A 25944-nucleotide genomic window follows, 5' to 3' on the forward strand; every position below is an offset into this window, starting at 1 on the left:
ACGGCGTGCATCGGCTTACGAGTCGAAAAGGGCGAGGTCAGAGCGGGATGTTGCCGTGCCGGCGTTCCGGCATCGGCGCGCGTTTGCCGCGCAGGGCGCGCAGCGCGCGGCAGACCTGCTCCCGGGTCTCGCGCGGTGCGATGACGGCGTCGACATAGCCGCGCTCGGCGGCGAGATACGGAGTGCCGTGGGTGCGCTCGTACTCCGCGAGAAGCCGGGCGCGCAGCGCCTCCGGGTCCTCGGCCGCGGCGAGTTCGCGCCGGTGCAGCACGCCCACGGCCCCCTCGGCGCCCATGACGGCGATACGGGCGGTGGGCCAGGCGAGGTTCACGTCGGCGCCCAGATGCTTGGAGCCCATCACCGCGTATCCGCCGCCGTAGGCCTTGCGCACCACCACCGTGACCTTGGGCACCGTCGCCTCGGCGTACGCGTACAGCAGCTTCGCGCCGCGCCGGATGATCCCGGCCTGCTCCTGCCGTACCCCGGACAGGTACCCGGGCACATCGGCGAAGGTCAGCAGCGGGATGCCGAACGCGTCGCAGAACCGTACGAACCGCGCCGCCTTCTCCGACGCGTCGATGTCGAGGACGCCGGCGGCACACAGCGGCTGGTTGGCGACGACACCCACCGAGCGGCCCTCGACCCGGGCCAGGGCACAGATGATGTTCGGCGCGAACAGCTCCTGCACCTGGAGCAGTTCACCGTCGTCGACGACGGCGTGCAGGATGTCCCGCATGTCGTAGGCCTCACCGAGCCGGTCCGGGACGACCTCGTCGAGCCCGGCCCCGGGCGGAGCGTGCCCGGGTGCGTACTCCGGGGGCCGTTCCAGGTTGTTGGCCGGGAGGTACGACAGCAGGTCGCGCACGGTGTCGAGGGCGTCCTCCTCGTCGGCGGCCAGGAAGTGGGCGTTGCCGTTGACGGTGTTGCTGGTGCGGGCGCCGCCCAGCTCCTCGGCGGTGGTGCGCTCACCGGTGACCGTCTCGATGACGTCGGGGCCGGTGACGAACATGTGCGAGGCGCCGTCCACCATCACCGTGAAGTCGGTGATCGCCGGGGAGTAGGCGGCGCCGCCCGCGCACGGCCCCAGGACGACCGAGAGCTGCGGGATCACCCCGGACGCCTTGACGTTGCGGCGCACCAGCTCGGCGTAGAGGGCGAGGGCGGCGACCCCCTCCTGGATGCGGGCGCCGCCGGAGTCGTTCAGGCCGATCACCGGGCAGCCGGTCTTCAGGGCGAGGTCCATCAGGGCGACGGTCTTCTCCCCGAAGGCCTCGCCCATGCTGCCGCCGAACACCGTCGAGTCCTGGGCGAACACGCACACCGGGCGGCCGTCGACCGTGCCGTACCCGGTGACCACCCCGTCGCCGTAGGGGCGGCGGGCGTCCTGCCCGGCGGGCCGGGCCCGCACGAACAGACCCGTCTCGGTGAAGGAGTCCTTGTCCACGAGCCGTTCGATCCGCTCCCGGGCCGAGAACTCCCCGCGCCTGCGCGGCCCGCCCGGGGCCACCGCCCGGTCCCGGCGTGATGCCAGGCCGGCGACGCGTTCCGCGGTGCTCCCGCTCACCTCTGTGCTCACAACCACCTCCGAGGGGGCTCTCGACTGTGGCAGTGAGGCAGGGGGAAGCCGAGCGAATCACCGTTCTGTGTGGGGGAGTTGAGTCCTTCGGCATGAGCTTTCATCCCCCGGTGACAACAGACCGATCAATTCCAGTCATTTCCACCCTGGGTGCGTAAAACATGTGAATGTTTCCGCGTGGTTCGGGCATACGCAGCGAAAACAGAGAGAGGGGCGCTACGTGCTCGTACCGGACCGGAAGGTCGTCAGGGAGTTGCTGACGCGGTACGCGTCGCTGAGGATCGCTCAGGCGGAGAGGCACGTGCCGACGGCGGCACGCGAGCTTGAGGACGTCAGCTACACGCTGTGCGTGATGATGGGGACGTCCGTCATCCACGACGCCATCGCCGAGGCCGACACCCTGCTGCTCACCAAGGGGCGGTCCGAGGCCGCGGAGCCGGACGGGGAGAACGGCTTGACGCTGGTCGGCTGACAACGTGTGAGACCCGGCGCACGGCCGGGTACCGCCCCGGTGGCCTATGGACGGGCCGCCGGGGCGTTCGTCTTCCCGTGGAACGCCGTGCGGTACGCGTACGGCGTGGTGCCCACCACCTTGCGGAACCGCTCCCGGAACGCCGTCGGCGAGCCGAACCCCGCCTGACGCGCGATCCGTTCGACCGAGTGGTCCGTGTTCTCCAGCAGGTACTGCGCGCGCCGCACCCGCGCCCGCAGCAGCCACTGCAACGGCGTGGTGCCGGTCTGCTCGCGGAAGCGGCGGCTGAAGGTCCGCTCGCTCATCCCCGCGCGCGCCGCCAGTGTGCCCAGCGTCACCTCGTGCGCGAGATGGTCCTCGATCCACTCCAGCAGCGGCTCGAACGCCGACCCCCGGGGCACGGGCGGGTGCTCGTGCACGATGAACTGGGCCTGCCCGCCCTCCCGTTCCAGCGGCATGACCGACATCCGGGCGATGTTCGCCGCGACGGCCGACCCCAGATCCCGCCGGATCATGTGCAGACACAGGTCCAGCGCCGCAGCCGCACCGGCCGACGTGAGGATCTGCCCGTTGTCGACATACAGCACGTCCGGCTCCACCTCGACGTGCGGGAACCGCCGGGCCAGTTCGCCGGCGGCCACCCAGTGCGTGGTGGCACGCAGCCCGTCCAGCAGCCCGGCCTCCGCCAGCACGAAGGCACCCACGCACACGGACGCGATCCGGGTGCCGGACTCGGCCGCCCGCCGTAGCGCCGCCAGCACCCGGGCGGAGGGCGGCGCGGCGTCGGGGGAGCAGCCCGGCACGATGATGGTGTCGGCCTCCGCCAGCGCCTCGAGCCCCTGGTCGATGCGCAGGGTGAAACCGCCGTCCGCGCGTACCTCCGGAGTCTCGGCGCACAACCGGACCCGGTAGGCGGGCCGCCCGTCCGGCATATGGGTCCAGGCGAACGTCTGCTGGGGCGCCGCCATGTCGAACGGCACCACTCGGTCGAGAACCAGGATCGCCACGGAGTGCATGACCGTCACCCTAGGTGTGTTCCCGCCAGCGGTGTGACCCGGGGAGGGGGCGGCCCGTGAGGCGAGGGCGCAGGTCGGACGAGTTGGCGAGAACCCGTGGGAAGCTGTCGTTCCAGCCCATGGGCGATCACGTCCCGGCTCCCTAACGTGAGCCCGGCATCGTTGATCGCGTCATGGAAAGAGTCCCGGTGACCAAGTTCCTGCTGTCCCTCCATGTCCTGGCCGCCATCGTCGCCATCGGTCCCGTGACCGTCGCGGCCAGCATGTTCCCGCCGGCGGCGCGCCGCGCGGCCGCCGCGCTCGGTGAGGCCCCCGACCCCTCGGCGGTCGGCACGGTCGCGCTGCTGCACCGCATCTGCCGCGTCTACTCCGGTGTCGGACTGACCGTCCCGGTCCTCGGGTTCGCCACCGGTGCCGCGATGGGCGTCCTGGGCAGCGGATGGCTCGTCACCTCCATCGCGCTGACCGTGGCCGCCGCCGGGGTCCTGGCCGCCTTCGTCCTGCCCCGCCAGGAGGAACTCCTCGACCGGCTGAAGGGCGAACAGGCCGTCGATCACCAGAACACCGTTCAGCTCGCCATGTTCACCGGCATCTTCAACCTCCTGTGGGCGACGGTCACCGTCCTCATGATCGTCCGGCCGGGCTCCACCACGGGAGCCTGAGAGCCCCGCCACTCCGCCTGGCACAGATGTCCGTTCTGCGTCAAGTCATCCCAGGGAATTCACACTCCGGGATGCCGGGCCGCCTAGACTCGTCAGTCTTGCCCCCGCACGGGGACGACGAGCAGAGAGGCACGTTGCCGGGTGTTCCAGGATTCCCCCATCTACGACCGACTCATCGCGGAGTGCGGCGATGTGCCCGCACAGGTTCGCCGCGAGGCCGAACGCGTGAGCAGGGAACTGGAGCTGGCCATGCGGCCCTACCAGTCCCCCGGCTACGACCGCCCGCAGGCCCCGGGCGCGGGCTGGCAGCGCACGGCCATGCTCCCCGCCCCGCGGCAGCCGTGAGCCGGGAGGCCGTGGTCATGAGACGGCCCGGGGCCGGCGGGTGGCCGGGCCCCGGTGCTCAACGGACCGTCGTGCTCGAGCCGTTGACATGCGGCGACTCCTCCGGGATCGGGCGGGCCAGCCACTCGGCGATGGTGCGCGCGATCGGCTGACCCGTCTCCACCTCGACGAACCCGAACTGCCCCGACTGGTTGCACTCCAGGAACCACCAGGTCCCGTCCGCGTCCTCGACGAAGTCGAAGGCGCCGTAGGCCAGTTCGGCCCCACGCAGGTAGGCCTGGACGCCCGCCGCGACGCACGACGGCACATCGGTGGGGCGCCACGGCGAGCCGGGCGCGGCGAAGCGCACGTCGACGTCGTCCGGGTCCGCGTCCGCGGCGGTCGCCTTGCGGGCGGCCGTCATCTGCTCACCCACGACGGTGAGACGGATGTCGGCCCGCTTGGCGACCCGCCGCTGCAGCAGCGTCGGCCCGAACGCGACGGCGGAGAAGTCCGTGTCCGGCGCGACCCGGCTGGTCGGCACCGCCCGGGGCGGGTCCTGCGGATGCGCGCCCGACACCGGCTTGACCACCAGGTCCGGGTAGCGCTCGGCGAACTCGCGGGCGGCGCGCGGGAAGGTCGTGATCAGCGTCGCCGGCACGGGCAGGCCGCACCGCTGGGCGAGACGCAGCTGCCACGGCTTGTGCCGGGCCCGGCGGGCCGCGTCGGGGTGGTTCATCCAGCGCGCGTCCGAGCCCCGCAGCATGCCGTAGAGCGCCTGAGCGGCCTCCTCGGTCAGCCACGCGGACGGCTGGGCCGCCCGCCCGGCCGGAGTGCCGGGCCGGCGCACCCAGACCGAGCGCAGTCCCCCGATGCTCACCAGCCGCCCCCCGGCGGACAGATGGCCACGGAAACGGCCGTGCACGAACTCGCCGGACAGCGCGACACCGCCGGTCAGGTCGGCGGGGTCGACGCGGACCACCGGAACCCCCGTCGCGTTCAGGTGCACGACCACCATGTCCGCGGTCACGTCCTCCTCACAGGTGAGGATCAGTACGGTCATCTTCGGCGGCCCGTGGTCAGTCGTCGAAGTGGGTCTTGGAGCCTGCGGTGGACGTCGTGGTGCCCACCTCTCTCAACAGGCCGAAGTCGCTGGCCGCGATTCGGCCGTCGAGGAGCACGTTCAACTGCAGTCCGGTGTCGTACACATACGGAATAGCAGCTTCCAACTCCACTGCCGGGCGCGCGTAGTTGAGCGCGAACGGTTGCATCGTCTCTCCCTCGTCGGTACTGCGCCGACCAAGCGTTGGTCATTGGGCGCGGCCCCCCGGCCGCTCGCTTGTTTCGGCTTCCAGAGACTTATACGAATCGAACGGGTGGTTGGTTTCCTTACTCTCCGTAGTTATTGGGCGGGTTCGTGGTCAGCCCGGCGTGTCGTCCTGCGATCCCGCTCGCCGAGGGAGCCACGGACGGTACGCAGAGCGAGCAGCAGGACACCGATGTCGTCCAGGTACACCGGGTCGGGCAGCACGTCGGCAGGCAGGACGAAGTAGAGAACCGCGCCCCAGAAGACCCAGCGCGGCCCCGTGGGCAGGCCCGCGTTCCGCAGGTCGCGTCGGGTCCGGACCAGTCTCACGAAGATGCGGACGGCGAGGACGAGGACGAAGGCCGCGAGAATCGCGGCCAGGGTGATCACCGTTGCGGTCGTATCCACGGGTTGCCCTCCTCCTGGCGTGCCGCGACACGGGGTGTCCCTACCTGGATTCCCGTTTCCGGCGGCTGTATTGCGGCCGGGGCCCGACATGTCGGCGAGTCGGCGGATTTTCCCGTGCGGGTGGTCATCCCGGTGGCTCACACGAGTGGCACGGGGTGAAGGGGGCGCCTAGTAATGGTCAGCGTAACGTCGCTCGTCACACGACGGGGGGCGCAGGAGCGGCCGCACTCTTCCCATGGAGGCGAGTATGACCACCTGCTCTTCATCACCCCGCTCGAACGGATCCGCCATAACCGGCGAGTCGAACGGGTCCGCCCAGCCGTCCGCCGACACCACCGTCGCCACCGGCGCGTACCAGGTGGAGCAGACGAGCACGCAGCCCGCCGCCCCCTCGCACGAGACGTACCGTGCGGGCACCGAGCCTCCCGCCACGTCCCACCGGGCGGGCCCGCCGGGCACGGAGCCGGCCGCCCCCTCCTGGGACGAGGCGGCCGAGTTGTCCGCCCCGCCTGCTGCCCCTGCCGTGAACGGGGCGGACCAGGTGGCGGCGCCGCCGCCCGCTTCTGGCGTGGACGAGGTGGCTCTGTCGTCTGCCGGGCCTGTTGCCCCTGTCGTAAACGGGGCGCATCCGGCACGGTCGGCTGTCGCTGGTGCCCCTGACTCTGCCTCGGACGAGGCGGGGGTGGCCTTCGACCGGTCCGCTGCGCCCGGTTCGGGCACGGCGACCGAGCGGTCCGCCGACCGCGGCCCCGACCGGGGCGACCCGGCGTCCGTACGGCCGGCCGCTCCCGGCTCGGACGACGCGGACCGGGCCTCCCGTTCGAACCAGATGGACCCGCAGGCCGCCCAGCCTGCCGCGTCAGGGTTCCACCAGACGGACCGGCCGTCCGCGCCCGCGGCCCCCGGTCCGAACCCGGTGAGCCCCCCGTCCGTCGAGCCCACTGTCTCAGGGCCGTACCAGCCGGATCGGCCGTCGGCCGCGCCCGCGGCCCTCCGCAAGGACCAGGTGGACCCGCCGCACGCCCAGCCGGACCGGGACGGCCCGGTGGACCCCGCGCCGGGAGAGGCCGCTCAGCGCGGTGCGTCCGGCCCGGGTGAGGCCGAGCAGTCGAGTGCGCGGCCGTTCGTGATTCGCTCGCTGGACGACAATCCGGTGGAACTGCGGCCCGGCACGGGCCCCGCCCCCGCGCCGTACGGTGACGCGGTCAGCGACCTGGTGCACGCCGCAGTGGCCGACCGGCCGCTGGAGGAGGTCGTCGCCCTCATCACCTCGCTGGAGAAGTCGCCCGACCACGCCGAAGCGATGGTCGACGCACTCCGCACGGCCGGCGTGGAGCGGCGCGTGGAGGACGTGAGCCGGATGATCGCCCTGCTGACGAAGCCCCCGCGTGACGCCGACAGCGCGGACGAGGCGATCCGGGCCGCGGCCGCCCACCGGCCGGTGGAGGAAGTGACCCGGCTGGTGGTCCTGCTGCACAAGGAGCCGCAGATGCCCCACGTCCGCGAGGAGGCACTGCGCGCGGCCGCCACCGGCCGGTCCGTCGGGGAACTGGTCGAGCTGATCGACCGCCTCGGTCTGGAACGGCTGGACCGCAACGGCCGCGTGCCGACCGGCACCGCGCGTCCCGAGGCCGAGACCACGCAGCCCGTGCCGGCCGCCCGGCCGGCCAGGCGCCGCGAGATCCGCCGGACCCTCGACTCCGCGCCCACGGACCGCGACCGCGCGACGGAACGGCTCACCAAGTCCATGGCGTGGTCGAGTTGGCTCACGGCCCTGGCCCTGGCCGTGTGCGCGGTGGCCCACTTCCCGCTGCAGCGCGGCGGAGCGTCCCTGGATCTGCACGCCGTCGCCCTCGGCCTGTCCGTGCTCTGCACGGTGCTGGCGCTGCTGCTGGCCCTGCGCCCCGTCGCGCCGGTACTGGTCGGGGCGGTGGTGGTACCCACGGTGCTGGCCGGGGCCCAGGCGTACGGGAGTTCCTTCCCGTCGGCTTCCCTGACCCGGGCCGTGGACCTCGCGGTCGCCCCGCCGTGGTTCGCCGCCGGTGCCGCCGTGTGCACGGCGCTGCTGGCCCTCGTCGCGCTGGTCTTCCGCGCGGTGGCGCCCTTCGCGGGCGGACAGTGGTCGCCCCTGCCGGCGACCGAGGCACGCAGTATGGCGGAGTGACGCCTACGACTGCCGCACCGGACCGGATCCGCTCGCAGCGGGTCCGGTCCGGACGTCGTTCGGCGCCCGGCGATCGAGCAGCCCGGCCAGCACCCGGTCCGGCGTCAGCGGGAGTTCCCGGAAGCGGACGCCGGTGGCGTGGTGCACGGCGTTGCCGATCGCCGCGGCCGTCCCGACGATGCCGATCTCCCCGATGCCCTTGCCGCCCATCGGGTTGAGGCGAGCATCGTCCTCGTCCAGCCAGTGCGCCTCGATCTCGCCGACATCGGCGTGCACGGGCACGTGGTACGACGCCAGATCCGACTCGGTGAAGTCCCCGAACGCGGCGTCCATCGTGCTGCCCTCGGTCAGCGCCATGCCCAGCCCCATCGTCATGCCGCCGACGAACTGGGAGCGTGCCGTGCGGGCGTTGAGGATGCGCCCGGCGGCGTACACCCCGAGCAGCCGGCCGGCCCGGACCTCGCCGGTGACCGTGTCCACCGCGACCTCGGCGAAGTGCGCCCCGAAGGCGTGCCGGGCCCAGGCGCTCTCGGCGTCCGCCGCGCCCCTGGTGTCCGCGCGGACGTCGAGGCCCTGCTCGGGCAGCGGCCCCGAGTGCTCGGCCAGCCGCCGCGCCAGCAGGGCACAGGCCTCGTGGACCGCCCAGCCCCAGGAGGCCGTGCCGGACGAGCCGCCGGCCAGCGGCGCCGACGGCAGCTCACTGCTGCCGACCTCCGTCCGCACCCGCTCCAGCGGCACCCCGAGGGCGTCGGCGCCGACCTGCGCGAGCACGGTCCTGGCCCCCGTCCCGATGTCGGTGGCGTTGATCCGCACCAGGAACGTCCCGTCGGGCAGTGCGCGGGCCGTCGCCGCGGCGGGCCACACCATGACGGGATACGTCGCCGCCGCCACGCCCGTACCCAGCAGCAGGGGCCCTTCCCGGCGGGAGCCCGGGCGGGGATCGCGCCCGGCCCACCCGAAGCGCCGGGCACCCTCGCGCAGACACTCGACCAGGTGCCTGCTGCTGAACGGCTTGCCGCTGTAGGGCTCGACGTCCGGCTCGTTGCGGACCCGCAGCTCGACCGGGTCCATGCCCAGCTCGCCGGCGAGTTCGTCCATGGCGGACTCCAGCGCGTACATCCCCGGAGCCTCGCCCGGTGCCCGCATCCACGACGGCGAGGGCACGTCCAGCGCCGCGACCCGGTGCACGGTACGGCTGTGGGGCGCGGCGTACATCACGCGCGCGGGCACCGCCGCCTGTTCCACGAACTCCTTGATACGGGACGTGTGGGTGGTGACCTCGTGCACGAGGGACGTGAGGCGGCCGTCCGCGTCGGCACCGAGCCGCAGCCGGTGCAGGGTGGGAGCACGGTGCCCGACGACGGCGGGCAGATACCGCCGGGGGAGGGCCACGGTGACCGCCCGCCCGGTCTGCCGTGCCGCCATCGCGGCGAGCACCACGTCGGGCCGTGGCGTGCCCTTGGACCCGAAGCCGCCGCCGACGTGCTCGGCGGTGACGACGATCCGCTCCTTCGGCAGGGCGAACAGCCCCGCGAGCACGGCCTGTACGACACCGCCACCCTGGCTGGAGGTGTGCACCGTCAGCCGGCCGGCGTCCCAGCGCGCGGTGCTGGCGTGCGGCTCCATGGGGTGGTTGTGCAGCGGCGGCACCCGGTACGCGACATCGACCCGGGCGGGCGAGGACCCGAAGGCTCCGTCGGGGTCGCCCTGTTCACGGACGGCCGGATGGCCGCCGTTGGCCTCCTCGGGCACGTACACGCCCGGGTGCGACGCGGTGAGCTCCACGTCGTGCTCTTCCGCGTCGTAGGCGACGCGCACCGCGGCCGCACCGGCCCGGGCCGCCTCCAGGGTCTCGGCCACCACCAGGGCCACGAACCAGCCCCGGTGCGGAACCAGGGGGCTCTGGAGCACGGCGAGCGTGGGATCGTCCGGCTCGGCGAGCCGCGGCGCGTTCTCGTGGGTGAGGACGGCGAGGACACCGGGCACGGCCAGGGCCGCCGCCGTGTCGACGCCCGTCACCCGGCCCCGGGCGACAGCCGCCGGCACGGGCCAGGCCTGGGCCCGGCCGGGGGAGTGGTACTCGGCGGCGTAGCGGGCGGTGCCGCTGACCTTCTCCCGTCCCTCCCGGCGCTCGGCGGGAGCGCCCACGCTGCCGGTCATGGAGTCCTCCTCGTGAGGGCCGGGTCCGCGAGCCGGGACAGCACGTCCACGGCGAGATTGCGGGCCAGCGGCACCTTGTAGGCGTTGTCCCGCAGCGGCCGCGCGGCGGACAGCTCGAGGTCGACGGCGTGTTCGAACGCGGCGGTGGTCGGAGCCGCGCCCAGCAGCGCCTCCTCCGCCCGCCGGGCCCGCCAGGGCCGGTGCGCCAGCGCCCCGAAGGCGAGCCCGGCATGTTCGATCACACCGTCCGACACCCGCAGCACCACAGCGACGGACGCGAGCGCGAAGGCGTACGAGGCCCGGTCGCGGGCCTTGCGGTACGCCGACGGCAGCCCCGCCGTGGCAGGGGGCAGCACCACACCGGTGACCAGTTCGCCGGGGCGGATCTCGGTGTCCTGTTCGGGCCGGTCCCCGGGCAGCCGGTGGAAGTCCGCCGCCGCGACACCCCGGGCGCCCTGCGGCCCGTACAGCTCGACACGCCCGTCCAGGGCGGCCAGCGCCACCGCCATGTCCGACGGATGGGTGGCGATGCAGTGCGAGGAGTGCCCGAGCACCGCGTGATCGCGGTGGACACCGTCCCGCGCGCCGCAGCCGCTGCCCGGCTCGCGCTTGTTGCACGGCTTCGACAGGTCCTGGAAGTACGGGCACCGGGTGCGCTGGAGCAGATTTCCGCCGGTCGTCGCCGCGTTGCGCAACTGCCCCGAGGCACCCGCGAGCACCGCCTGCGACAGCGCCGGGTACCGGTCGCGTACGAGGGGATGGGCCGCGAGGTCGCTGTTGCGGACCATCGCCCCGATCCGCAGCCCACCGTCCGGCAGCTCCTCCACCGCGTCCAGCGGCAGCCGGGTGACGTCGATGAGGGCGGCGGGCCGCTCGACGCCCAGCTTCATCAGATCGACGAGGTTGGTGCCGCCGCCGAGATAGCGGGCGCCGGCGTGGGAGGCGTACGCGGAGGTCGCCTCCTCGACGCTCCCGGCACGGACGTAGGCGAACCCCTTCACCGGATCACGTCCTCCACCGCCTCGGCGATCCGTGGATACGCGCCGCACCGGCACAGATTGCCGCTCAGCCGCTCCCGGATCTCCTCCCGGCCCAGCGGAACCGGCTCACCCGAGGGCGTCGCCGGGTCGGTGACGTGCGAGGGATGACCGGCCGCCGCCTCGGCGAGCACACCGGCCGCGGAGCAGATCTGGCCCGGGGTGCAGTAGCCGCACTGGAAGGCGTCGCGCTCCAGGAAGGCCTGTTGCAGCGGGTGCGGCTCCTCACCGTCGCCGGACAGACCCTCGATCGTGGTGACCTCGCAGCCGTCGAGGGCGACCGCGAACAGCAGACAGCTGTTGACGCGCCGCCCGTCCACCAGGACCGTACAGGCGCCGCACTGGCCGTGGTCGCAGCCCTTCTTGGCGCCCGTGAGGTCGAGATCCTCCCGCAGGAGGTCCAGCAGGACCCGCCGGTGGTCGACGGTGAGCGTGTGGGGTTTGCCGTTGACGCGGAGTGTGGTCTCCGAGTGGTGCTGGTCGTTGCCCATGTCGTGGAGGACCTTCCCGGGCGGGCCGTACTGCCGTACGGACCGCGTATCCACCTGGCCACGACTGACACGTGCGCCCCGCGAGGAAGGCCTTCTAGCGCTCGTCCCGGGACGGGGTCACGGGACGCTGGGACTTTCCCTTGAAGCGTTCGAACGTCCGTGTGAGCTGCTGCAGCGGAGACCCGACGGGAGCACCGGAGGGCTGCTGCCGGGCGGGAGCGGTCCCGCCGGACTCCTGGTAGGCGGTCAGGGCCTCGTGGGCGCGCTCGGCCGCCTCCCGGTACAGATCACGGGACTTCGTCATGGCCTCCAGCGCGTCGGCGTACATGGCCACCAGACCACGCTGGCGGTCCAGCTCCTCCTGGAGATTCAGCAGGTGCCAGTCCTCCCGCAGCGCGGTGAGGGCGTCCTCGGCGCCGTCGGGCAGGGGCCTGGGCAGCGCGGCGAACCGCTTCACCGCATCGACGAGGTCGGCCGGCTCCGAACCGTCGAGGAAGACCGCCCGGACGGAGAAGTCCTCGGCGTCGTAACCCTCCGGTGCCGGGGTGCCGGGCAGCACCACGGCACCGCCCCGCGGCACCTGCACGCCGGAGTCCCGCAGGGCCCAGTTGAGTCCCCGCGACTGCTGCGGGACGGCTCGGTGCTCCACCACCCGGTGCCGCAGGCCCGGCGGGAGCCACCGCGCCACCGGCCTGCGGCCCTGCTCGTCCGTGGTCATCGCCTCATGGACGACCACGTGAATGTGCCATCCGCCGCGCACCGCGTTCCGGAGCAGGCGCTTCGTCTCCTTGTCGTCCTGGGGGAGCGGATTGATCTCCCGCAGGGACAGATCCGCGTCGGCGTCCCGGTCCCAGGCGGTGTCCGGCTCCTGCGGCCAGAACAGACCGGTCGGCGACGGCCAGTCGTCGTTCCACGGCTGCTCGGCCTCCGCGACCAGGATCCACTCCTGTCCCTCGCCGTCCGGACCGGGCGTCAGGCTCAGCCGGGCCCGTACGGTCACCCCGTCGCCGACCTGCCAGCGGGCCTCGAAGACCCGCTCCGACGGGCCGGCCTCGGCCTCGGGCAACTCCAGAAAGTCGTCGATGTCCTGACTGTCCTTGCGCTGCTGGAGCGAGCGCCGGAGTACGTCTTCCGCGGCGCCGGGGGCATGGCGGCCGCGCGCCAGCCACACCGTGGCGGGCGTCTGGGGGCGGACGGTGGAGGAGATCGGCATGGGTCCATCTGTGAGCTGGGAGCAGGTGCGCCTGCCAGTATCGTCACCGCAGGCCGACCGGGATAACCCGGGGTCACACCTATGGGCGTACCCCTGGTGAGCGCTGCCATGTGAGGTGCGCCATGCGCACGGGGTGTGCGCGCCGCGCGCACACCGACGGATCACACTCATGGCCCAGCCCGCCCACGATCCCGACAATGGACCGCACGAGCAGGGCCCGCCCACCATCCGCATCGGGGCGGGTCCTGTTCGCTTCACCAGCGCTGTCGTGTCGGCTGGGTGAGGGGTGTGGGGGTCTCGGTATGGTGCGGGACGTGATGGCTGACCGCCGGCGGTTCCTGGCCCTGACGATGCCGACACTGGTGAGCGCGGCGGGCCTCCTGGCGTTCGCGGCGCCGCGCGCCCAAGCGCAAGCCCGAGCTCACGCCCACGAGGGCGTCCGGGTCGTGGACGAGCAGCGGACGGAAAGCCGGATCGTCGACCTCACCGTGCGCTCGGCCGCCCTCGGCCGCGACGCGCGCGTCCGGCTGCTGACCCCGGACGGCTGGGAGCGGCGCGGTCGGCACGACCAGTGGCCGGTGCTGTACCTGTTCATCGGAGGCGACGGCGACCACGAGGCCTGGACCCGGGAGTACGGGGTCCAGAAGAAACCGGAGCTGCGCGGCATCCTCGTCGTCATGCCCGAGATGCCGCTGTACGGCTTCTACAGCGACTGGTGGAACCACGGCCGCGGCGGACCGCCCGCCGTCGAGAGTTTCCATCTGCGCGAGGTGCTGCCCCTGCTCGAACGCGACTACGGCGCGGGCACCCGGCGGGTGGCGGCAGGGGAGTCCCAGGGCGGTTTCGGCGCACTCTCCTACGCGGCCCGGCACCCGGGTCTCTTCCGTGCCGTGACCAGCTACAGCGGATTCGTGCACCCGCTGCAACACCCGCACGCCGTACGGGCGGGCATGACCTATCTGGGCCTCGACTGGCTGGCGTTGTGGGGCGATCCCGTGGCCCAGCGCGCCATCTGGCAGGAGCGCGACCCCTACTATCTGGCCGAACGCCTGCGGGGCACCCGCGTCCACCTGTCCAGCGGCGACGGCAGGGCGGGAGCGCTCGACCCGCCGGGCACCGAACCCGATCCGCACATCCCCGGTCTGGAGGATCCGGACCATCCGTTCCCAGAAGACGTGATCTCGCCGACGGAGACCCTGATGGGGGAGGAGTCGCGTGCCGTCGCCGCCCGTCTCAGGAGGGCCGGTGTCCAGGTGAGCACGCACTTCTACGCCGGTACCCATTCTCCGCCGTACTGGTGGCGGGAGCTGGACCGGACGCTGCCGATGCTGCTGATCCGCAGCCATGGTGTGGCTCAGTAGAACTCGACGGTGTTCACGCGGTTGACCAGCTCCTGTCCGTCGAGGAGCCGGGTGGCGTTGGCGGCGAAGAGTTCGGCGATGAGGCGGTCCTCCGACGCGTCGAGCGCGGCGGTGTGCGGGCTCACCAGCACCTGGTCGTGGTGCCAGAGAGGACTGCCGGCCGGCAGCGGCTCCGTCTCGAAGACGTCCAGCGCGGCGAAGCCGACCCGGCCCGAGTCGAGCGCGTCGGCGAGGGCTGCCTCGTCCACGACGGTGCCGCGCCCCACGTTGACCAGCGAGGCCCCGGGCCGCAGGGCGTCGAAGAACCGCTTGCCGAGGAGGTGCTCGGTCGCCTCGGTTCCGGGGAGCGTGTTGACGACGGCGTCCACGGTGGGAGCCACCTCGGTGATGCTGTCGGGACGCACCACGGTGGAGACTCCCGGGACGGTGACGTCCCTTCTGCTCGTACCGATGACCGTCGCGCCCAGCGCGTGCAGTGCCGTGGCCACGGCCCGGCCGATCCCGCCCAGTCCGAGAACGAGAACGGTCTGCCGGCTCACCTGCCCCATCGTCCAGCGGCCGCTCCATGCGCGGTCGCGCTGCTGGCGGTTGAGGCGGGGCAGATCCTTGGCTCCCGCGAGCACGCCGAAGACGGCGAACTCGGCGAGCGGACGTCCGTGCACCCCGGCCGAGGTGGTGAAGAGGACCCGGCCGAGCTCTTCGGCGTTCAGCCCGGCGGCCTTGACCTGGCCGCCTCCGCCCGCGGCCATGGTGTGCACCCAGCGCAGGCGCGGGTTGGCCCGGACGGCGCGGGCCAGGGCGGCCGGGTCCACGTCGGGGATCCCGTACAGGGCGTCGGCCGAGTCGATCGCGGCCTCGTAGGCACGCTGCTGCCCCGGAGCGCGCTGCCAGCCCGGCTCGCCCGAGAAGTCCGCGGGCCAGCGCATCGGAGGCAGCAGGGAGTGGTCGACGACGAGGTCGATCCGCGGCTCAAGCCGCCGGATGAGCGCAGCGTTCTCCTCGGACAGCGGGGCGGCGACGGCGACGCGCAGGCGGCCCGGCACCCGGTCCCGGCCGGTCACCGGACGGCCTGGCCGCGCAGCGCCTCGACCTCGGCGTCGAGCGCGGCCTCGCGGGCGACGATCTCCTCCACGGCCCTGAGCGCCTCCTCGGCGCGGTGCGGCGGGATGACGATGACGCCGTCCCCGTCGGCGGCGACGATGTCGCCCGGGTTCACCACGACACCGCCGATGGCGACGGCTTCGCCGATGGTGCCCGGGCCGTTCTTGAAGGGTCCGGCGGGAGTCAGCCCCCGCGCGAAGACCGGGACGCCGAGCCGTTCGATGATCGCGGCGTCGCGTACGTATCCGTCGACGACCGCGCCGGCGGCACCGTGCACGGCGAACCGCTGGGCGAGGTTGTCGCCGATGATCGCTCGGCCGTCGTAGCCGAAGGCGTTGATGACGAGGACGTCGCCGGGGCGGATGTGCTCGAGCGCCTCGATCACGGCTTTGTTGTCGCCCGCGACGGTGAGGACCGGGAGCGCCGTGCCGACGGCTGTGGCGCCGTTCCAGATGGGGGCGATGCCTCCGTCGACGATGTTCAGCCGGTCGAGGGCGTCGCCGAGGTTGGCCACGGAGTGGGCGCGGAACCGCTTGAGCACCTGCTCGTCGACGCGATCCCACGCCGTGTTGACGCGCACGTTGTCCTGGGTCATCGCAGAGTCCTTCCAGAAAATGCGAAACCTTTCGCGTTTCGCGTCAGTCAGTGTGCATCGATCGGGTGCGCGGCACAAGGGGTGGCCGAAACGGGTCGCATCGGAAGCGGGCGGGCCGTGGAATCCGGTGCCATTTCGCCGCGGGAGTCGCAGAGTCCAAGGTGCGGGTGGGGTGGGGGCGAGGGTTTGACGAGAAGGTGAACACATCCTTGACCGCCCGAGAATGCGAACCTATTCTCATTCGCGATTCCAGTCGCAACTCGGCTCCGGCGCTGTTCCGCGGTCTTCCACCGTGACACTTCCGCCCGCCCCGTCAGGCGCGGGCCGCATGCGAACAGCGCCGTGGTCACCCGCCCCTGAGGCACTGTCACCGCTTTCCCCTCCTGGCCCCACCTCCGTGGGCGCATCTCGGCGCATGAGCGATCACCGGCCACCACTCCGCTCGGCGCACGATCCTCAGGACACCGTCCCCGGAGTCCGCGACACCGAAAGTGAACGCGTATGACAACGTCAGATCGGCTCGACATCCCCTCAGACCGTGACGAGGCATCGTCACAGACGCCCGGCGCGGCAGCGGTCGACGTCGTCTCCGCCAACCGCAAGGTCGTCCGCAAGGCCACCGTCGCGGGCTCGGTGGGCTCCTTCGTCGAGTGGTACGACTACGGCATCTACGGCCTGCTCGTCACCTATCTCGCGATCAACATCATGGGAGAGGCCGAGGCCGGAGGCCTCTTCCTCACCAACGTCGGCTTCCTGGTCAGCTTCGTCGCCCGCCCCTTCGGCAGCGTGATCTGCGGTTTCCTCGGCGACAGGCTCGGGCGAAAGAGCCTTCTCGCGGCCCTCCTGGTGCTGATCTCCGCGGCCACCGCGGCCATCGGTCTCATCCCCTCCCACGCCGCCATAGGCGTGGCCGCGCCCGTCCTTCTGGTGCTGCTCCGGGTGCTGCAGGGCTTCTCCGCCGGCGGCGAGGTGGCCGGCGCCATGTCCTTCGTCGGCGAGTACGCGCCGGACGCCCGCCGCAACTACATGATGAGTTTCATCGCCGTCGGCTCGTTCGTCGCCCTGATGTTCGGCAGCGCCTTCTCCGCCGTCCTCATCACGACCCTCGGCGACGACTCCATGACCTCCTGGGCCTGGCGGGTGCCGTTCCTGCTCGCCGTCCCGCTCGGCTACGTCGGCTTCTACATCCGCCGCCGGCTGGAGGAGACCCCGCACTTCAAGGCGCTGCGCGAGCAGAACACCGTCGTGCGCAACCCGCTCAGGGAGGCCTTCACCAACCGGCGCCACCTGAAGGCGATCGTCCTCACGATCTTCCTCCCCGCCCTCAACGGCCCCGGCTACTATCTGCTCTTCGTCTACATGCCGACCTACTTGAAGACCTCGCTCGGCGAGCACAACTTCTCGATGCTGCGGGCGCTCACGGTCACCGCGGTCAGCCTGGTCGCCATCGTCATGTGTATCCCGCTGATGGCCCGTCTGTCGGACCGGATCGGCCGCAAGCCCGTACTCGCCGGCTCGGCCGTCGCCATGGCCGCCGTCTCGTACCCGATGTTCCGGCTCATCACCACCGGGGAGTTCGGGCTCGCCTGCATCGGCACCGTCGTCCTCGCGATCGCCTTCTCCGGGCACGCCGCCGTCGTACACACCATGCTCGCCGAGATGTTCCCGACCACCGTGCGCTACTCCGCCTACAGCATCGGGTTCAGCCTCTCGACGATCATCTTCGGCGGCAGCGCCCCGCTGGTGATGACCGAGCTGATCGAGTCGACCGGCTCCAACCTCGTCCCGGCGTTCGCCTCCATCATCACCGCCCTGATCACCCTGGTCACGGTCGCCTTCCTGCGCGAGACCAAGGGCCAGCCCCTCGCGGCACGCTGAATCATCCCCCCCCCACGAGGAGAGACACCATGGGAATCAACTCCGTAGCCGTCGTCGCCGACCTCGGCGAGAGCTTCGGCAACTACACGATCGGCGACGACGGCGCCCTGCTCGGCCTGGTCACCTCGTCGAACATCGCCTGCGGCTTCCACGCCGGTGACCCGCGCATCATGGACCGGACCGTCGCCGACTGCGTCGAGCGCGGCATCGAACTGGGAGCCCACCCCGGCTACCCCGACCTGGTCGGCTTCGGCCGCCGGCTCATCGAGGCGACCGAGGAGGAGATCCGCACCGACGTCCTCTACCAGCTCGGCGCCCTGGACGCCTTCGCGCGGGTGCACGGCGGCACCATCAGCCATGTCGCCCCGCACGGCCGGATGGGCTCGATCGCGCAGACCGACGCCAAGCACGCCCGCGCCATCACCGACGCGATCGCCGCGTACAACACCGACTACATCGTCATCTGCCAGCGCGGCCTGCTCGCGGAGGAATCACGCAAGCGCGGCCTGGAGGTCGGCTACGTCTTCCTGGCCGACCGCGGCTACGGCGACGACGGCATGCCCGTGCCGCGCTCCCACGAGGGCGGACTGATCCACGACCCGGAGCTGATCGGCGAGCGCTCGGCCCAGGTCGTACGGGAGGGGACGGTGCGCTCGGTCGACGGCAACGTGGTCCCGCTCGGCCACGACGCCGACGTCCTGCTGCTGCACGGCGACCACCCGACCGTCCTCGCGAACGGCACCGCGCTGCGTGCCGCGCTCGACAAGGCGGGCATCCGGGTCGGCGGCCTGCGCGAGGTCCTGGCGCAGAAGGCGGAGGTAGCGCTCGCCGGCTGAGGGCGGGGCGCACCAGGTGATGACCACAGCACAGTACGGCGACCTCACCGTCGAGCCCTACGGCGACTCGGCGGTGATGGTGACCATCCCGCATGCCGACCAGGCCATCCGCAGGGCCGGGATCGTGGCGTTCCGCGACCGGTTCCTGGCGCACCGCCCGCACGGTGTGCTCGACGTCGTCTCCGGGCTCGAATCCCTGCTCATCGAGTTCGACCCGCTGCGGACCGCGCTCCAGCACGTGGAGTACGCGGCGCGGCTGGTGGCGCGGTGGGCGCCGTCGCCCGCGGACGGACCGGCCCGCGCACGGCAGGTGCGGACGTTCGCCATTCCCGTGGTCTTCGACGACGACACCGGCCCCGACCTGGTGTCCGTCGCCGAGGAACTCGGCCTGGCCGCCGCCGATGTCGTCGAGGCGATCGCCCGGTCCACCTTCACCATCTGCCTCCTCGGTGCGGCGATGGCCCCCATGATGGACGGGCTCAAGGTGCCCCGGCCGGTGCGCCGGCGCGCCGAGCCGCGCACGGACGTCGCCCCCGGCGCCGTCATGATCGCCGGGACCAACGCGATCATCCAGCCGTTCCCCGGCCCGACCGGCTGGCGGGTGGTCGGACGTACACCGCACACCATCGTCGACATCTCCCGCCCGGACCCCGTGTCGTTCGGCACCGGCGACGTCGTGCGCTTCGTCCCCGTCACGCGGGACGAGGCCGAGGCGCTGGGCGAGGGCTTCCTGCTGCCGACGGAGGTGGCCGTATGACGGCCGTGACGCTCGACTTCACCAGCACCGGATGGATCACCACGTTCCAGGACCTCGGCCGGAGCGGCACGGAACAGCGCGGCGTTCCCACCGGGGGAGCGGCCGACCAGCACTCGGCGGCCGTGGCCAATCTCCTCGTGGGCAACCCCCGCGGCGCGACCCTGCTGGAGAACCTCGGCGGCGAGCTGGCCCTCGTGCCAGACGCCGACGTGCTGCTCGCGGTGACCGGCGCGCCCGCCCGGGTCACCGTCGCGGGCTCGCCCGCCGACTGCTGGTCGCCGCTGGTCGTCCCCGCGGGTCACGAGGTGCGGATCCGCGGGGACATGAGCCGGGGGACCCGCACCTATCTGGCGGTGAACGGAACGCTGAGCACGCAAACGCTGCTGGGCAGCGCCGCCCCGGACGCCCGGATGGGCTTCGGGCAGGCCGTCGCCCGCGGCTCGCGCGTCCTGCTGGAGACGGCGTTCCGGGGATTCAGGCACCGGCCGTTCGAGGCGCAGCTGTTCCGGCTCCCCGTGCCCGTCCCGCGCTTCGACGACGGCCCGTGGGTCGTCGACGTCGTCCCCACCCCCGGCATGCGGACGATCGCGGGGATCCGCGAGGTGATCGAGGAGGCGACCTACGTCGTCACACCGCGCTCCAACCACGTCGGGCTCAGGCTCGACGGACCGGTGCTGCACCCGGACACCGACACCGAGATCGTGTCGCACGGCGTGCCCATCGGGGCGCTGCAGATCCCGCACGCGGACGAGCTGATCGTTCTCGGCCGCTACCGGAGCCTGACCGCCGGCTACCCCATCGTCGGTGTCGCCGCACGCGCGTCCCTGCCCCTGCTCGGGCAGGCCGGGCCGGGGCGTGAGCTCAGGTTCCGCTGGATCGACCGCGAGACCTCGCTGCGCCGGTTCGCCCGCCGCGAGTCCGAGGTCCGTGCGCTCGGACGGGCGGCTGCCGAGGCATTCGGCGCACTCGGATTCACCGCGCCCTCGCCCGCACCCACGCCCGAGCCCTTGCCTCAACCCTTGCCCCAGACAATGTGAGAATCTATTCTCATATGCAAGGTGAATCTCATATCACCCATGAAGGAGGAACGGTGACGACATCGCCCGGCGCGATCGCGCTCATCACAGGAGCCGGCAGCGGAATGGGGCTCGAGACCGCGCGCCTGCTCGCCCGGGACGGTGCCGCCGTGGTCCTGATCGGCCGCAGACAGGAGGCCCTCGACTCGGTCGCCGCCACGATCCGCGCCGACGGCGGGACCGCTCTCGCCCTCGCCGCGGACATCACCCGCGCGGACGACGTGACACGCGTCCTCGACCGGGTGCGGAGCGAACTCGGCCCGGTCGACGTCCTCGTCAACAACGCGGGCAGCGCCTCGTCGGTGCTCAACCCGCAGTGGCTCCCGCACGACGAGTGGCGCCAGGTCCTCGACGTGAACCTCACCGCCGTCTTCCAGCTCACCCAGGCCGTCCTGCCCGACATGCTCGACCGCGGCGCCGGAACCATCGTCACCGTCTCCTCCCTCGCCGCCGTCAATCCGAACCTGCTCGGCGGTGCCGCCTACGGCGCGGCCAAGGCGGGCGCACGCAACTTCATGACCTTCCTGCACAACACCTTCCGCAACCAGGGCCTGCGCGCGATCACCGTGCTGCCGGGCGAAGCGGACACCCCCATCCTCGACAACCGCGCCCGGCCCCCGGCGCCGGAGGAGCGCGCCGGCATGGTGCGGCCCGAGGACGTGGCCGAGGCCATCCGCCTGGCCGTCGCGCTTCCCCAGCGCGTCGTCCTCCAGGAGATCGTCGTCGCTCCCACCCACCAGCGCGACGTCTCCGCCGACCTCGAGATCAGCCGCCGGGCGGGCGCCCCCGCCGACACCGCACCGCACGCCTGACACCCCGTCACCAGGAGGAGCGCATGCCGCCCACCGTCACCACGCAGCCGCCCCTGTTCGGCACCGCCGCCGCCGTCGCCCGGATCGCGGCCGCCTCCCGCCGGACGCAACAGCCGCAGTCCCGGTCCGACCTCGTCTCCCTCGCGATGGGCGAACCCGACTTCGACACACCCGAGCGGGTGACCGAGGCGGCCCACGCCGCGCTGCGCGCCGGCCGCACCCACTACTCACCGCTCCTCGGCGAACCGGCCCTGCGCGAGGCCCTCGCCGCGAAGCTGACCGCCACCGCCGGGACCCCGGCCTCCGCCGCCGACGTCCTGATCACCCAGGGCGGCACCGCCGGGCTGGCCGCGTCGATCCTGTCCCTCGTCGACCCCGGGGACAAGGTGGTCGTCCCCGACCCCACCTACTCCCTCTACGGCGACCTGGTCGCGATGGCCGGCGGCACCGTCGTCCCCGTCCCGCTCGCGCCGGACCTGCACTGGGACCTCGACCGGCTCGCCGACGCCCTCACCGACGCCAAGCTCTTCGTCTTCTGCAACCCCGTCAACCCGACCGGCATCGTGCACGGCCGGGAGGAACTCGAGGCGCTCGCCGCCCTGCTCGACGGCACCCCCACCATCGTCGTCTCCGACGAGGCGTACTCCGACCTCGACTACACCGGCCGTCCCTTCACCTCGGCCCTCTCCGTCGACGGCCTGCGCGAGCGGACCGTCTACTGCCAGACCTTCTCCAAGAGCTACGCGATGACAGGCTGGCGCGTCGGCTACCTCTGGGGTCCGTCGCCGCTCATCCAGGCGGCCGCGCGCGTCCACAACACCTTCAACGGCTCCGTCAACACCGTCATCCAGGACGCCGCGCTGGTCGCGGTCGAGAGCTGCGACGACGACGTCGCCCGGATGCGCGCCGCCTACGAGGAGCGCGGCGAGCTCATGCGCAGGGAACTGGCCGCGATCCCCGGCCTCACCCTCAGCGCACCCGAAGGCGCCTTCTACCAATTCCCGCGCTACGACATCGATCTGCCGTCCGTGGAGGTCGTGGCGGCGCTGCGCACGCGGCACGGCGTCGCCGTCCGGCCCGGCAGCGAGTTCGGAGCGCGGGGTGAGGGGCACCTGAGGCTGTCGTACGCTGCCAGCCCGCAGTCCATCACCGAGGGTGTCCGCCGCCTGGCCGCCGGTCTTTCGGCCCTGCGATGAGCACCGTCCCGTACACGACGAGGAATCGACCCATGCGCAGTGACACCGAGCGCAACCGCAGGCACCTCATCAAGGCAGCCGCGCGACTGTTCGAGAACTCGCCCACGCCCGTCAGCCTCGCCGAGATCGCCAAGCACGCCGAGGTGTCCACCGCGACGGCCTACCGCCATTTCTCCTCCGTCGAGGAGGTGCTGCACGCCTTCCGCGCCCAAGTGGGCTCCGAACTACGGGACTTCAGTGCCCGGCAGACCAGCAGCGGCATGGCGAAACTCGAAGCGGTGTCGCGGCACTGGGTCTCCCTCGTCCTCGAACACGGCGGCGCGATGGCCCAGATGCGCTCGCACCGCGGCTATCTCGAGCGCCTGCGCGAGGGGACCGGCTACCTCACGCCGCAGGCCGAAGCCCTCGCCGAACCGCTGCGGCAGACCACCGAGGAACTCGGCCTCGAAGACCTCGGCGACGAAGCCCTCTATCTGTGGAACGCGCTGTTCGACCCGCGCGACATCCTCGACCTCATCAAGAGCGGACGCACCGAGGACGAGGCCGCCGGCCGCCTGGTGGCCGCACTGCGCGGCGCCCTGATCGGCTGGGCTGCGGCTGAACAGCCACAGGCCGACTGACCGGCCGCACCGGAACGGAGACACAGCACGTATGGACGTCAGCGCCCACATCGAGGCCGTCTACGACACCCTCCGCCGACGGGACCCCGGGGAAACGGAGTTCCACCAAGCGGCACACGAAGTCCTGCACGCCATGGGCCCCGTGCTCCGGGCCCACCCGGAGTACGCCGAGGCGCGGATCCTGGAGCGGCTCTGCGAGCCCGAGCGGCAGCTGATGTTCCGGGTCCCGTGGGTGGACGACCAGGGCACGGTACGGGTCAACCGCGGTTTCAGGGTGGAGTTCAACAGCGCGCTGGGGCCGTACAAGGGAGGCCTGCGCTTCCATCCCAGCGTCAACCTGGGCATCGTCAAGTTCCTCGGCTTCGAGCAGATCTTCAAGAACGCGCTGACCGGCATGGCGATCGGCGGCGGCAAGGGCGGGTCGGACTTCGACCCCAAGGGCCGCTCGGACGGCGAGGTCATGCGCTTCTGCCAGGCGTTCATGACGGAGCTGTACCGCCACCTGGGCGAGCACACGGACGTGCCCGCCGGGGACATCGGGGTGGGCGGCCGCGAGATCGGCTACCTCTTCGGTCAGTACAAGCGGATCACCAACCGCTACGAGGCCGGCGTCCTGACCGGCAAGCCGGTCGGCTGGGGCGGTTCGCACGCCCGCACCGAGGCCACCGGCTACGGCGCGGTGTACTTCGCCCAGGCGATGCTCGCCACCCGCGGCCACGACTTCGACGGACGCCGGGTCGTGGTCTCCGGGTCGGGGAACGTCGCCGTCTACGCCGCCGAGAAGGTCCACGCCCTGGGCGGGCGCGTGGTGGCCTGCTCCGACTCCTCCGGGTACGTGGTCGACGAGGACGGCCTCGACCTGGACCTGCTCAAGGAGGTCAAGGAGGTGCGCCGGGCCCGGCTCTCCGCCTACGCCGAGGCGAAGCCGACCGCGCGGACCTCCGCCCGGGGGTCGGTGTACGACGTGCCGTGCGACATCGCCCTGCCGTGCGCGACCCAGAACGAGCTGGGCCGGCAGGACGCCGTCGCGCTGGTGAAGAACGGCGTGCTCGCCGTGGCCGAGGGCGCGAACATGCCCTGCACACCCGAGGCGATCGAGGTGTTCCGCGAGGAACGGATCCTCTTCGCCCCCGGCAAGGCGGCCAACGCGGGCGGGGTCGCGACCTCCGCGCTGGAGATGCAGCAGAACGCCTCGCGCGACAGCTGGACCTTCGAGCGGACGGAGGACCGACTCGCCGCCATCATGGGACAGGTACATACCCAGTGCCGTGTCAGCGCCGAGACCTACGGCGGCGACGCCGACGACTACGTCCTCGGTGCCAACACCGCGGGCTTCCTCCGCGTCGCGGAGGCGATGACGGCCCAGGGCGTCGTATAGGCGGATGGCCGGCGTCACCGACCGCCGACGGCCCCCACGGCGAGGACGCGATCACGCAGGACGGGGAGTTCGGAGCGGATCCGGGCGACCTCGCCCATGTCGGCGTCCACCGTCACCGTCTCCGCCGCGGTGCCGGCCTCGCCCAGGACGGTCCCCCAGGGGTCGACGGCCACGCTGTGCCCGCCCTGCCGCATACCGCCATGGGTACCCGTGGCACAGCAGGCCAGGAGGAATACCTGCTCCTCCAGGGCCCTCGTGCGGGTCAGGAGCTGCCAGTGGCCGAGCCGGGCCGCCGGCCATGCGGCGGGCACCACGATCAGCTCCGCCCCCTCGTCGATCAGGCCCCGGAAGAGCTCGGGGAAGCGCAGGTCGTAGCAGATGGCGAGACCGATCACACCGAATTCGGTGGGCACGGTGACGATGTCGCCGCCCCCGCCCATCATGGTCGCCTCACCCGTGTCGAAGCCGTACCGGTGGATCTTGCGGTAGCGGCCGCGCAGGTCACCGGCCCGGTCGAAGAGGAGCGCGGTGTTGTAGAGCGTCCCGTCCGCGTCCCGTTCGACGATCGATCCGGCGTGCAGCCAGACCCCGGCCGCGCGCGCCGCGGCGGACATGGCCTCGGCGGTGGGACCGTCGACCCCTTCGGCGTCGCGCCCCCAGCCGTCGTACGACCAGGCGCCGGCCGTCCACAGTTCCGGCAGGACCACCAGATCGTCGCCGGTCCGGCCGCGGACCAGCGAGGCAGCCCTGCGGCGGCGCTCCTCGGCGGAGTCCGAAGCGTCCACGGACAGCTGGATCAGCGAGGCTCGCATCACTGTCACCTCCGGGACCGTTGCCGCACGGTCCGGTCCGGGAAAACCCGTTCCCTACGAGCGTAAGGAGCCGGACGCGCATCCCGCCTGTTCTCAGGGCTCGCGCACCAGGCCGGCGATGTGTGCGGTGACCGTGTCGAGGATGCCCGACCAGGCGTCGTCGTCGCCGAGCACGAGGTAGTTGAGGGTCAGGCCGTCGGTCATGGCGGCCAGGTAGCGCGCCAGGACGGGGGCGGGTACGCGCAGGCGCAGGCCCATGGTCTGCCGCAGCTGGCCGATGAGCTCGGTGTACGTCTCGGCGTACAGCTCGTACTGGCGCCGCGCCAGATGTTCGAAGCCGGGCTGGCGCAGCGCGTACTGCGTGAGCTCATAGGTGAGCATGTGCTCGTCGGGGTGGGCGCGGACGTGCTCCCAGTACGCCTGGAAGCCCGCCCGGACGGTCTCCTCGAGGGTGGCCCTGGGACGCAGGGCCTCCTTCACCACCGTCACGTAGTGCCCGGTGATGGTGGTGATGACGGACTCGATCAGCTCCTGCTTGGAATCGAAGCAGTAGTGGAAGACGCTCAGCGAGACGCCCGCTTCGGCGGCGATGGACCGGGTCGTCGTCCTGGGGACGCCGTCCCGGGCCATCGCCCTGATCGCCGCTTCGGTGAGCTGTCGCCGCCGCTCGGCGGACGGCAACCGTGCCATGGA

At 72.2% G+C, this 25944-nt stretch carries 26 protein-coding genes; 13 read left to right on the forward strand and 13 right to left on the reverse strand.

Annotated elements, in window-relative coordinates; all coding sequences use genetic code 11:
* Positions 1–37: 37 nt before the first annotated feature.
* Entirely contained in the window at positions 38–1576 is a 1539-nt protein-coding gene (locus tag OHU35_RS39620; RefSeq protein WP_229873218.1) for an acyl-CoA carboxylase subunit beta, read from the reverse strand.
* 220 nt (positions 1577–1796) lie between these two features.
* Here OHU35_RS39620 and OHU35_RS39625 point away from each other — a divergent pair, with 220 nt between their 5' ends.
* On the forward strand, positions 1797–2048 hold the full coding sequence (locus OHU35_RS39625; protein ID WP_189727576.1) for a DUF5133 domain-containing protein: 252 nt from the start codon (positions 1797–1799) through the stop codon (positions 2046–2048).
* A gap of 44 nt (positions 2049–2092) precedes the next feature.
* On the opposite strand, the gene OHU35_RS39630 is transcribed toward OHU35_RS39625, so the two are convergent.
* Positions 2093–3064, reverse strand: a complete 972-nt coding sequence (locus OHU35_RS39630; RefSeq protein WP_189727575.1) for a GlxA family transcriptional regulator — start codon at positions 3062–3064, stop codon at positions 2093–2095.
* 188 nt (positions 3065–3252) lie between these two features.
* Between OHU35_RS39630 and OHU35_RS39635 the strand changes: the two genes are divergently transcribed.
* Positions 3253–3726, forward strand: a complete 474-nt coding sequence (locus OHU35_RS39635) for a hypothetical protein (protein ID WP_405508806.1) — start codon at positions 3253–3255, stop codon at positions 3724–3726.
* Between the two features lie 141 nt (positions 3727–3867).
* Complete coding sequence (locus OHU35_RS39640) at positions 3868–4071, forward strand: hypothetical protein (protein ID WP_189727573.1); 204 nt, start codon at positions 3868–3870, stop codon at positions 4069–4071.
* Between the two features lie 58 nt (positions 4072–4129).
* On the opposite strand, the gene tgmB is transcribed toward OHU35_RS39640, so the two are convergent.
* From tgmB to OHU35_RS39655, 3 genes are all read right to left on the reverse strand, one after another.
* Positions 4130–5113, reverse strand: coding sequence for an ATP-grasp ribosomal peptide maturase (gene tgmB / locus OHU35_RS39645; protein ID WP_189727572.1), 984 nt, complete (start codon positions 5111–5113; stop codon positions 4130–4132).
* 16 nt (positions 5114–5129) lie between these two features.
* Complete coding sequence (tgmA, locus tag OHU35_RS39650) at positions 5130–5321, reverse strand: putative ATP-grasp-modified RiPP (RefSeq protein ID WP_184586832.1); 192 nt, start codon at positions 5319–5321, stop codon at positions 5130–5132.
* A 131-nt stretch (positions 5322–5452) separates the two neighbouring features.
* A complete protein-coding gene (locus OHU35_RS39655; protein WP_189727571.1) occupies positions 5453–5764 on the reverse strand; it encodes a YkvA family protein in 312 nt (103 codons plus the stop codon).
* A 247-nt stretch (positions 5765–6011) separates the two neighbouring features.
* Here OHU35_RS39655 and OHU35_RS39660 point away from each other — a divergent pair, with 247 nt between their 5' ends.
* The gene (locus tag OHU35_RS39660; RefSeq protein ID WP_405508809.1) at positions 6012–7928 is read left to right on the forward strand and encodes a hypothetical protein; all 1917 of its coding nucleotides are present in this window, start codon (positions 6012–6014) and stop codon (positions 7926–7928) included.
* Between the two features lie 3 nt (positions 7929–7931).
* Here OHU35_RS39660 and OHU35_RS39665 read toward each other — a convergent pair whose 3' ends face one another.
* From OHU35_RS39665 to OHU35_RS39680, 4 genes are all read right to left on the reverse strand, one after another.
* Positions 7932–10088: a molybdopterin cofactor-binding domain-containing protein gene (locus tag OHU35_RS39665; RefSeq protein WP_405508811.1), complete on the reverse strand. Its 2157-nt coding sequence runs from the start codon at positions 10086–10088 to the stop codon at positions 7932–7934.
* The gene (locus OHU35_RS39670; RefSeq protein WP_405508813.1) at positions 10085–11089 is read right to left on the reverse strand and encodes an FAD binding domain-containing protein; all 1005 of its coding nucleotides are present in this window, start codon (positions 11087–11089) and stop codon (positions 10085–10087) included. Before OHU35_RS39670 ends, OHU35_RS39665 begins: the two co-directional genes overlap by 4 nt.
* On the reverse strand, positions 11086–11616 hold the full coding sequence (locus OHU35_RS39675) for a (2Fe-2S)-binding protein (protein ID WP_184590017.1): 531 nt from the start codon (positions 11614–11616) through the stop codon (positions 11086–11088). Before OHU35_RS39675 ends, OHU35_RS39670 begins: the two co-directional genes overlap by 4 nt.
* A 94-nt stretch (positions 11617–11710) precedes the next feature.
* Complete coding sequence (locus tag OHU35_RS39680; RefSeq protein WP_405508815.1) at positions 11711–12829, reverse strand: hypothetical protein; 1119 nt, start codon at positions 12827–12829, stop codon at positions 11711–11713.
* 317 nt (positions 12830–13146) lie between these two features.
* Here OHU35_RS39680 and OHU35_RS39685 point away from each other — a divergent pair, with 317 nt between their 5' ends.
* Positions 13147–14190 carry an alpha/beta hydrolase gene (locus OHU35_RS39685; protein ID WP_405509415.1) on the forward strand — a complete coding sequence of 348 codons (1044 nt, stop codon included), beginning with the start codon at positions 13147–13149 and terminating at the stop codon, positions 14188–14190.
* Here the strand turns inward: OHU35_RS39685 and OHU35_RS39690 are convergent.
* Complete coding sequence (locus OHU35_RS39690; RefSeq protein WP_405508817.1) at positions 14184–15251, reverse strand: D-2-hydroxyacid dehydrogenase; 1068 nt, start codon at positions 15249–15251, stop codon at positions 14184–14186. The genes OHU35_RS39685 and OHU35_RS39690 overlap by 7 nt on opposite strands.
* On the reverse strand, positions 15248–15886 hold the full coding sequence (locus OHU35_RS39695) for an RraA family protein (protein ID WP_405508819.1): 639 nt from the start codon (positions 15884–15886) through the stop codon (positions 15248–15250). Before OHU35_RS39695 ends, OHU35_RS39690 begins: the two co-directional genes overlap by 4 nt.
* A gap of 501 nt (positions 15887–16387) precedes the next feature.
* Here OHU35_RS39695 and OHU35_RS39700 point away from each other — a divergent pair.
* The 8 genes from OHU35_RS39700 to gdhA are packed head-to-tail and all read left to right on the forward strand — an operon-like array spanning position 16388 to position 24439.
* Complete coding sequence (locus OHU35_RS39700) at positions 16388–17764, forward strand: MFS transporter (protein WP_405508821.1); 1377 nt, start codon at positions 16388–16390, stop codon at positions 17762–17764.
* Positions 17765–17793: 29 nt separating this feature from the next.
* Complete coding sequence (locus tag OHU35_RS39705) at positions 17794–18600, forward strand: 5-oxoprolinase subunit PxpA (RefSeq protein WP_359892510.1); 807 nt, start codon at positions 17794–17796, stop codon at positions 18598–18600.
* Between the two features lie 19 nt (positions 18601–18619).
* Entirely contained in the window at positions 18620–19357 is a 738-nt protein-coding gene (locus OHU35_RS39710) for a carboxyltransferase domain-containing protein (RefSeq protein WP_359892507.1), read from the forward strand.
* The gene (locus tag OHU35_RS39715) at positions 19354–20394 is read left to right on the forward strand and encodes a biotin-dependent carboxyltransferase family protein (RefSeq protein WP_359892504.1); all 1041 of its coding nucleotides are present in this window, start codon (positions 19354–19356) and stop codon (positions 20392–20394) included. The genes OHU35_RS39710 and OHU35_RS39715 overlap by 4 nt, the downstream gene beginning before the upstream one ends.
* Positions 20395–20447: 53 nt before the next feature.
* Positions 20448–21245 (forward strand): SDR family oxidoreductase, encoded by a 798-nt coding sequence (locus OHU35_RS39720; protein WP_359892501.1) that lies wholly within the window; start codon positions 20448–20450, stop codon positions 21243–21245.
* A 23-nt stretch (positions 21246–21268) separates the two neighbouring features.
* A complete protein-coding gene (locus OHU35_RS39725; RefSeq protein ID WP_405508824.1) occupies positions 21269–22441 on the forward strand; it encodes a pyridoxal phosphate-dependent aminotransferase in 1173 nt (390 codons plus the stop codon).
* Between the two features lie 32 nt (positions 22442–22473).
* Positions 22474–23061 carry a helix-turn-helix domain-containing protein gene (locus tag OHU35_RS39730; RefSeq protein WP_359892495.1) on the forward strand — a complete coding sequence of 196 codons (588 nt, stop codon included), beginning with the start codon at positions 22474–22476 and terminating at the stop codon, positions 23059–23061.
* 31 nt (positions 23062–23092) lie between these two features.
* Entirely contained in the window at positions 23093–24439 is a 1347-nt protein-coding gene (gene gdhA / locus OHU35_RS39735) for an NADP-specific glutamate dehydrogenase (protein WP_359892492.1), read from the forward strand.
* A 14-nt stretch (positions 24440–24453) separates the two neighbouring features.
* On the opposite strand, the gene OHU35_RS39740 is transcribed toward gdhA, so the two are convergent.
* Positions 24454–25251, reverse strand: coding sequence for a nitrilase-related carbon-nitrogen hydrolase (locus OHU35_RS39740; RefSeq protein ID WP_405508827.1), 798 nt, complete (start codon positions 25249–25251; stop codon positions 24454–24456).
* Between the two features lie 93 nt (positions 25252–25344).
* On the reverse strand, positions 25345–25941 hold the full coding sequence (locus tag OHU35_RS39745) for a TetR/AcrR family transcriptional regulator (RefSeq protein ID WP_405508829.1): 597 nt from the start codon (positions 25939–25941) through the stop codon (positions 25345–25347).
* Positions 25942–25944: the final 3 nt, after the last annotated feature.

Source organism: Streptomyces purpurascens, from assembly GCF_045040895.1.
In the GTDB taxonomy this organism is placed as follows: Bacteria; Actinomycetota; Actinomycetes; order Streptomycetales; family Streptomycetaceae; genus Streptomyces; species Streptomyces purpurascens.

What these genes read in the sequence shown, in the direction of transcription:
- OHU35_RS39630 (WP_189727575.1), bottom strand. Translation starts at nt 3,064, where the DNA reads ATGCACTCCGTGGCGATCCTGGTTCTCGACCGAGTGGTGCCGTTCGAC.
- tgmB (WP_189727572.1), bottom strand. Translation starts at nt 5,113, where the DNA reads ATGACCGTACTGATCCTCACCTGTGAGGAGGACGTGACCGCGGACATG.
- tgmA (WP_184586832.1), bottom strand. Translation starts at nt 5,321, where the DNA reads ATGCAACCGTTCGCGCTCAACTACGCGCGCCCGGCAGTGGAGTTGGAA.
- OHU35_RS39660 (WP_405508809.1), top strand. Translation starts at nt 6,012, where the DNA reads ATGACCACCTGCTCTTCATCACCCCGCTCGAACGGATCCGCCATAACC.
- OHU35_RS39665 (WP_405508811.1), bottom strand. Translation starts at nt 10,088, where the DNA reads ATGACCGGCAGCGTGGGCGCTCCCGCCGAGCGCCGGGAGGGACGGGAG.
- OHU35_RS39675 (WP_184590017.1), bottom strand. Translation starts at nt 11,616, where the DNA reads ATGGGCAACGACCAGCACCACTCGGAGACCACACTCCGCGTCAACGGC.
- OHU35_RS39680 (WP_405508815.1), bottom strand. Translation starts at nt 12,829, where the DNA reads ATGCCGATCTCCTCCACCGTCCGCCCCCAGACGCCCGCCACGGTGTGG.
- OHU35_RS39685 (WP_405509415.1), top strand. Translation starts at nt 13,147, where the DNA reads ATGGCTGACCGCCGGCGGTTCCTGGCCCTGACGATGCCGACACTGGTG.
- OHU35_RS39695 (WP_405508819.1), bottom strand. Translation starts at nt 15,886, where the DNA reads ATGACCCAGGACAACGTGCGCGTCAACACGGCGTGGGATCGCGTCGAC.
- OHU35_RS39700 (WP_405508821.1), top strand. Translation starts at nt 16,388, where the DNA reads ATGACAACGTCAGATCGGCTCGACATCCCCTCAGACCGTGACGAGGCA.
- OHU35_RS39705 (WP_359892510.1), top strand. Translation starts at nt 17,794, where the DNA reads ATGGGAATCAACTCCGTAGCCGTCGTCGCCGACCTCGGCGAGAGCTTC.
- OHU35_RS39710 (WP_359892507.1), top strand. Translation starts at nt 18,620, where the DNA reads ATGACCACAGCACAGTACGGCGACCTCACCGTCGAGCCCTACGGCGAC.
- OHU35_RS39715 (WP_359892504.1), top strand. Translation starts at nt 19,354, where the DNA reads ATGACGGCCGTGACGCTCGACTTCACCAGCACCGGATGGATCACCACG.
- OHU35_RS39725 (WP_405508824.1), top strand. Translation starts at nt 21,269, where the DNA reads ATGCCGCCCACCGTCACCACGCAGCCGCCCCTGTTCGGCACCGCCGCC.
- OHU35_RS39730 (WP_359892495.1), top strand. Translation starts at nt 22,474, where the DNA reads ATGCGCAGTGACACCGAGCGCAACCGCAGGCACCTCATCAAGGCAGCC.
- gdhA (WP_359892492.1), top strand. Translation starts at nt 23,093, where the DNA reads ATGGACGTCAGCGCCCACATCGAGGCCGTCTACGACACCCTCCGCCGA.
- OHU35_RS39740 (WP_405508827.1), bottom strand. Translation starts at nt 25,251, where the DNA reads ATGCGAGCCTCGCTGATCCAGCTGTCCGTGGACGCTTCGGACTCCGCC.
- OHU35_RS39745 (WP_405508829.1), bottom strand. Translation starts at nt 25,941, where the DNA reads ATGGCACGGTTGCCGTCCGCCGAGCGGCGGCGACAGCTCACCGAAGCG.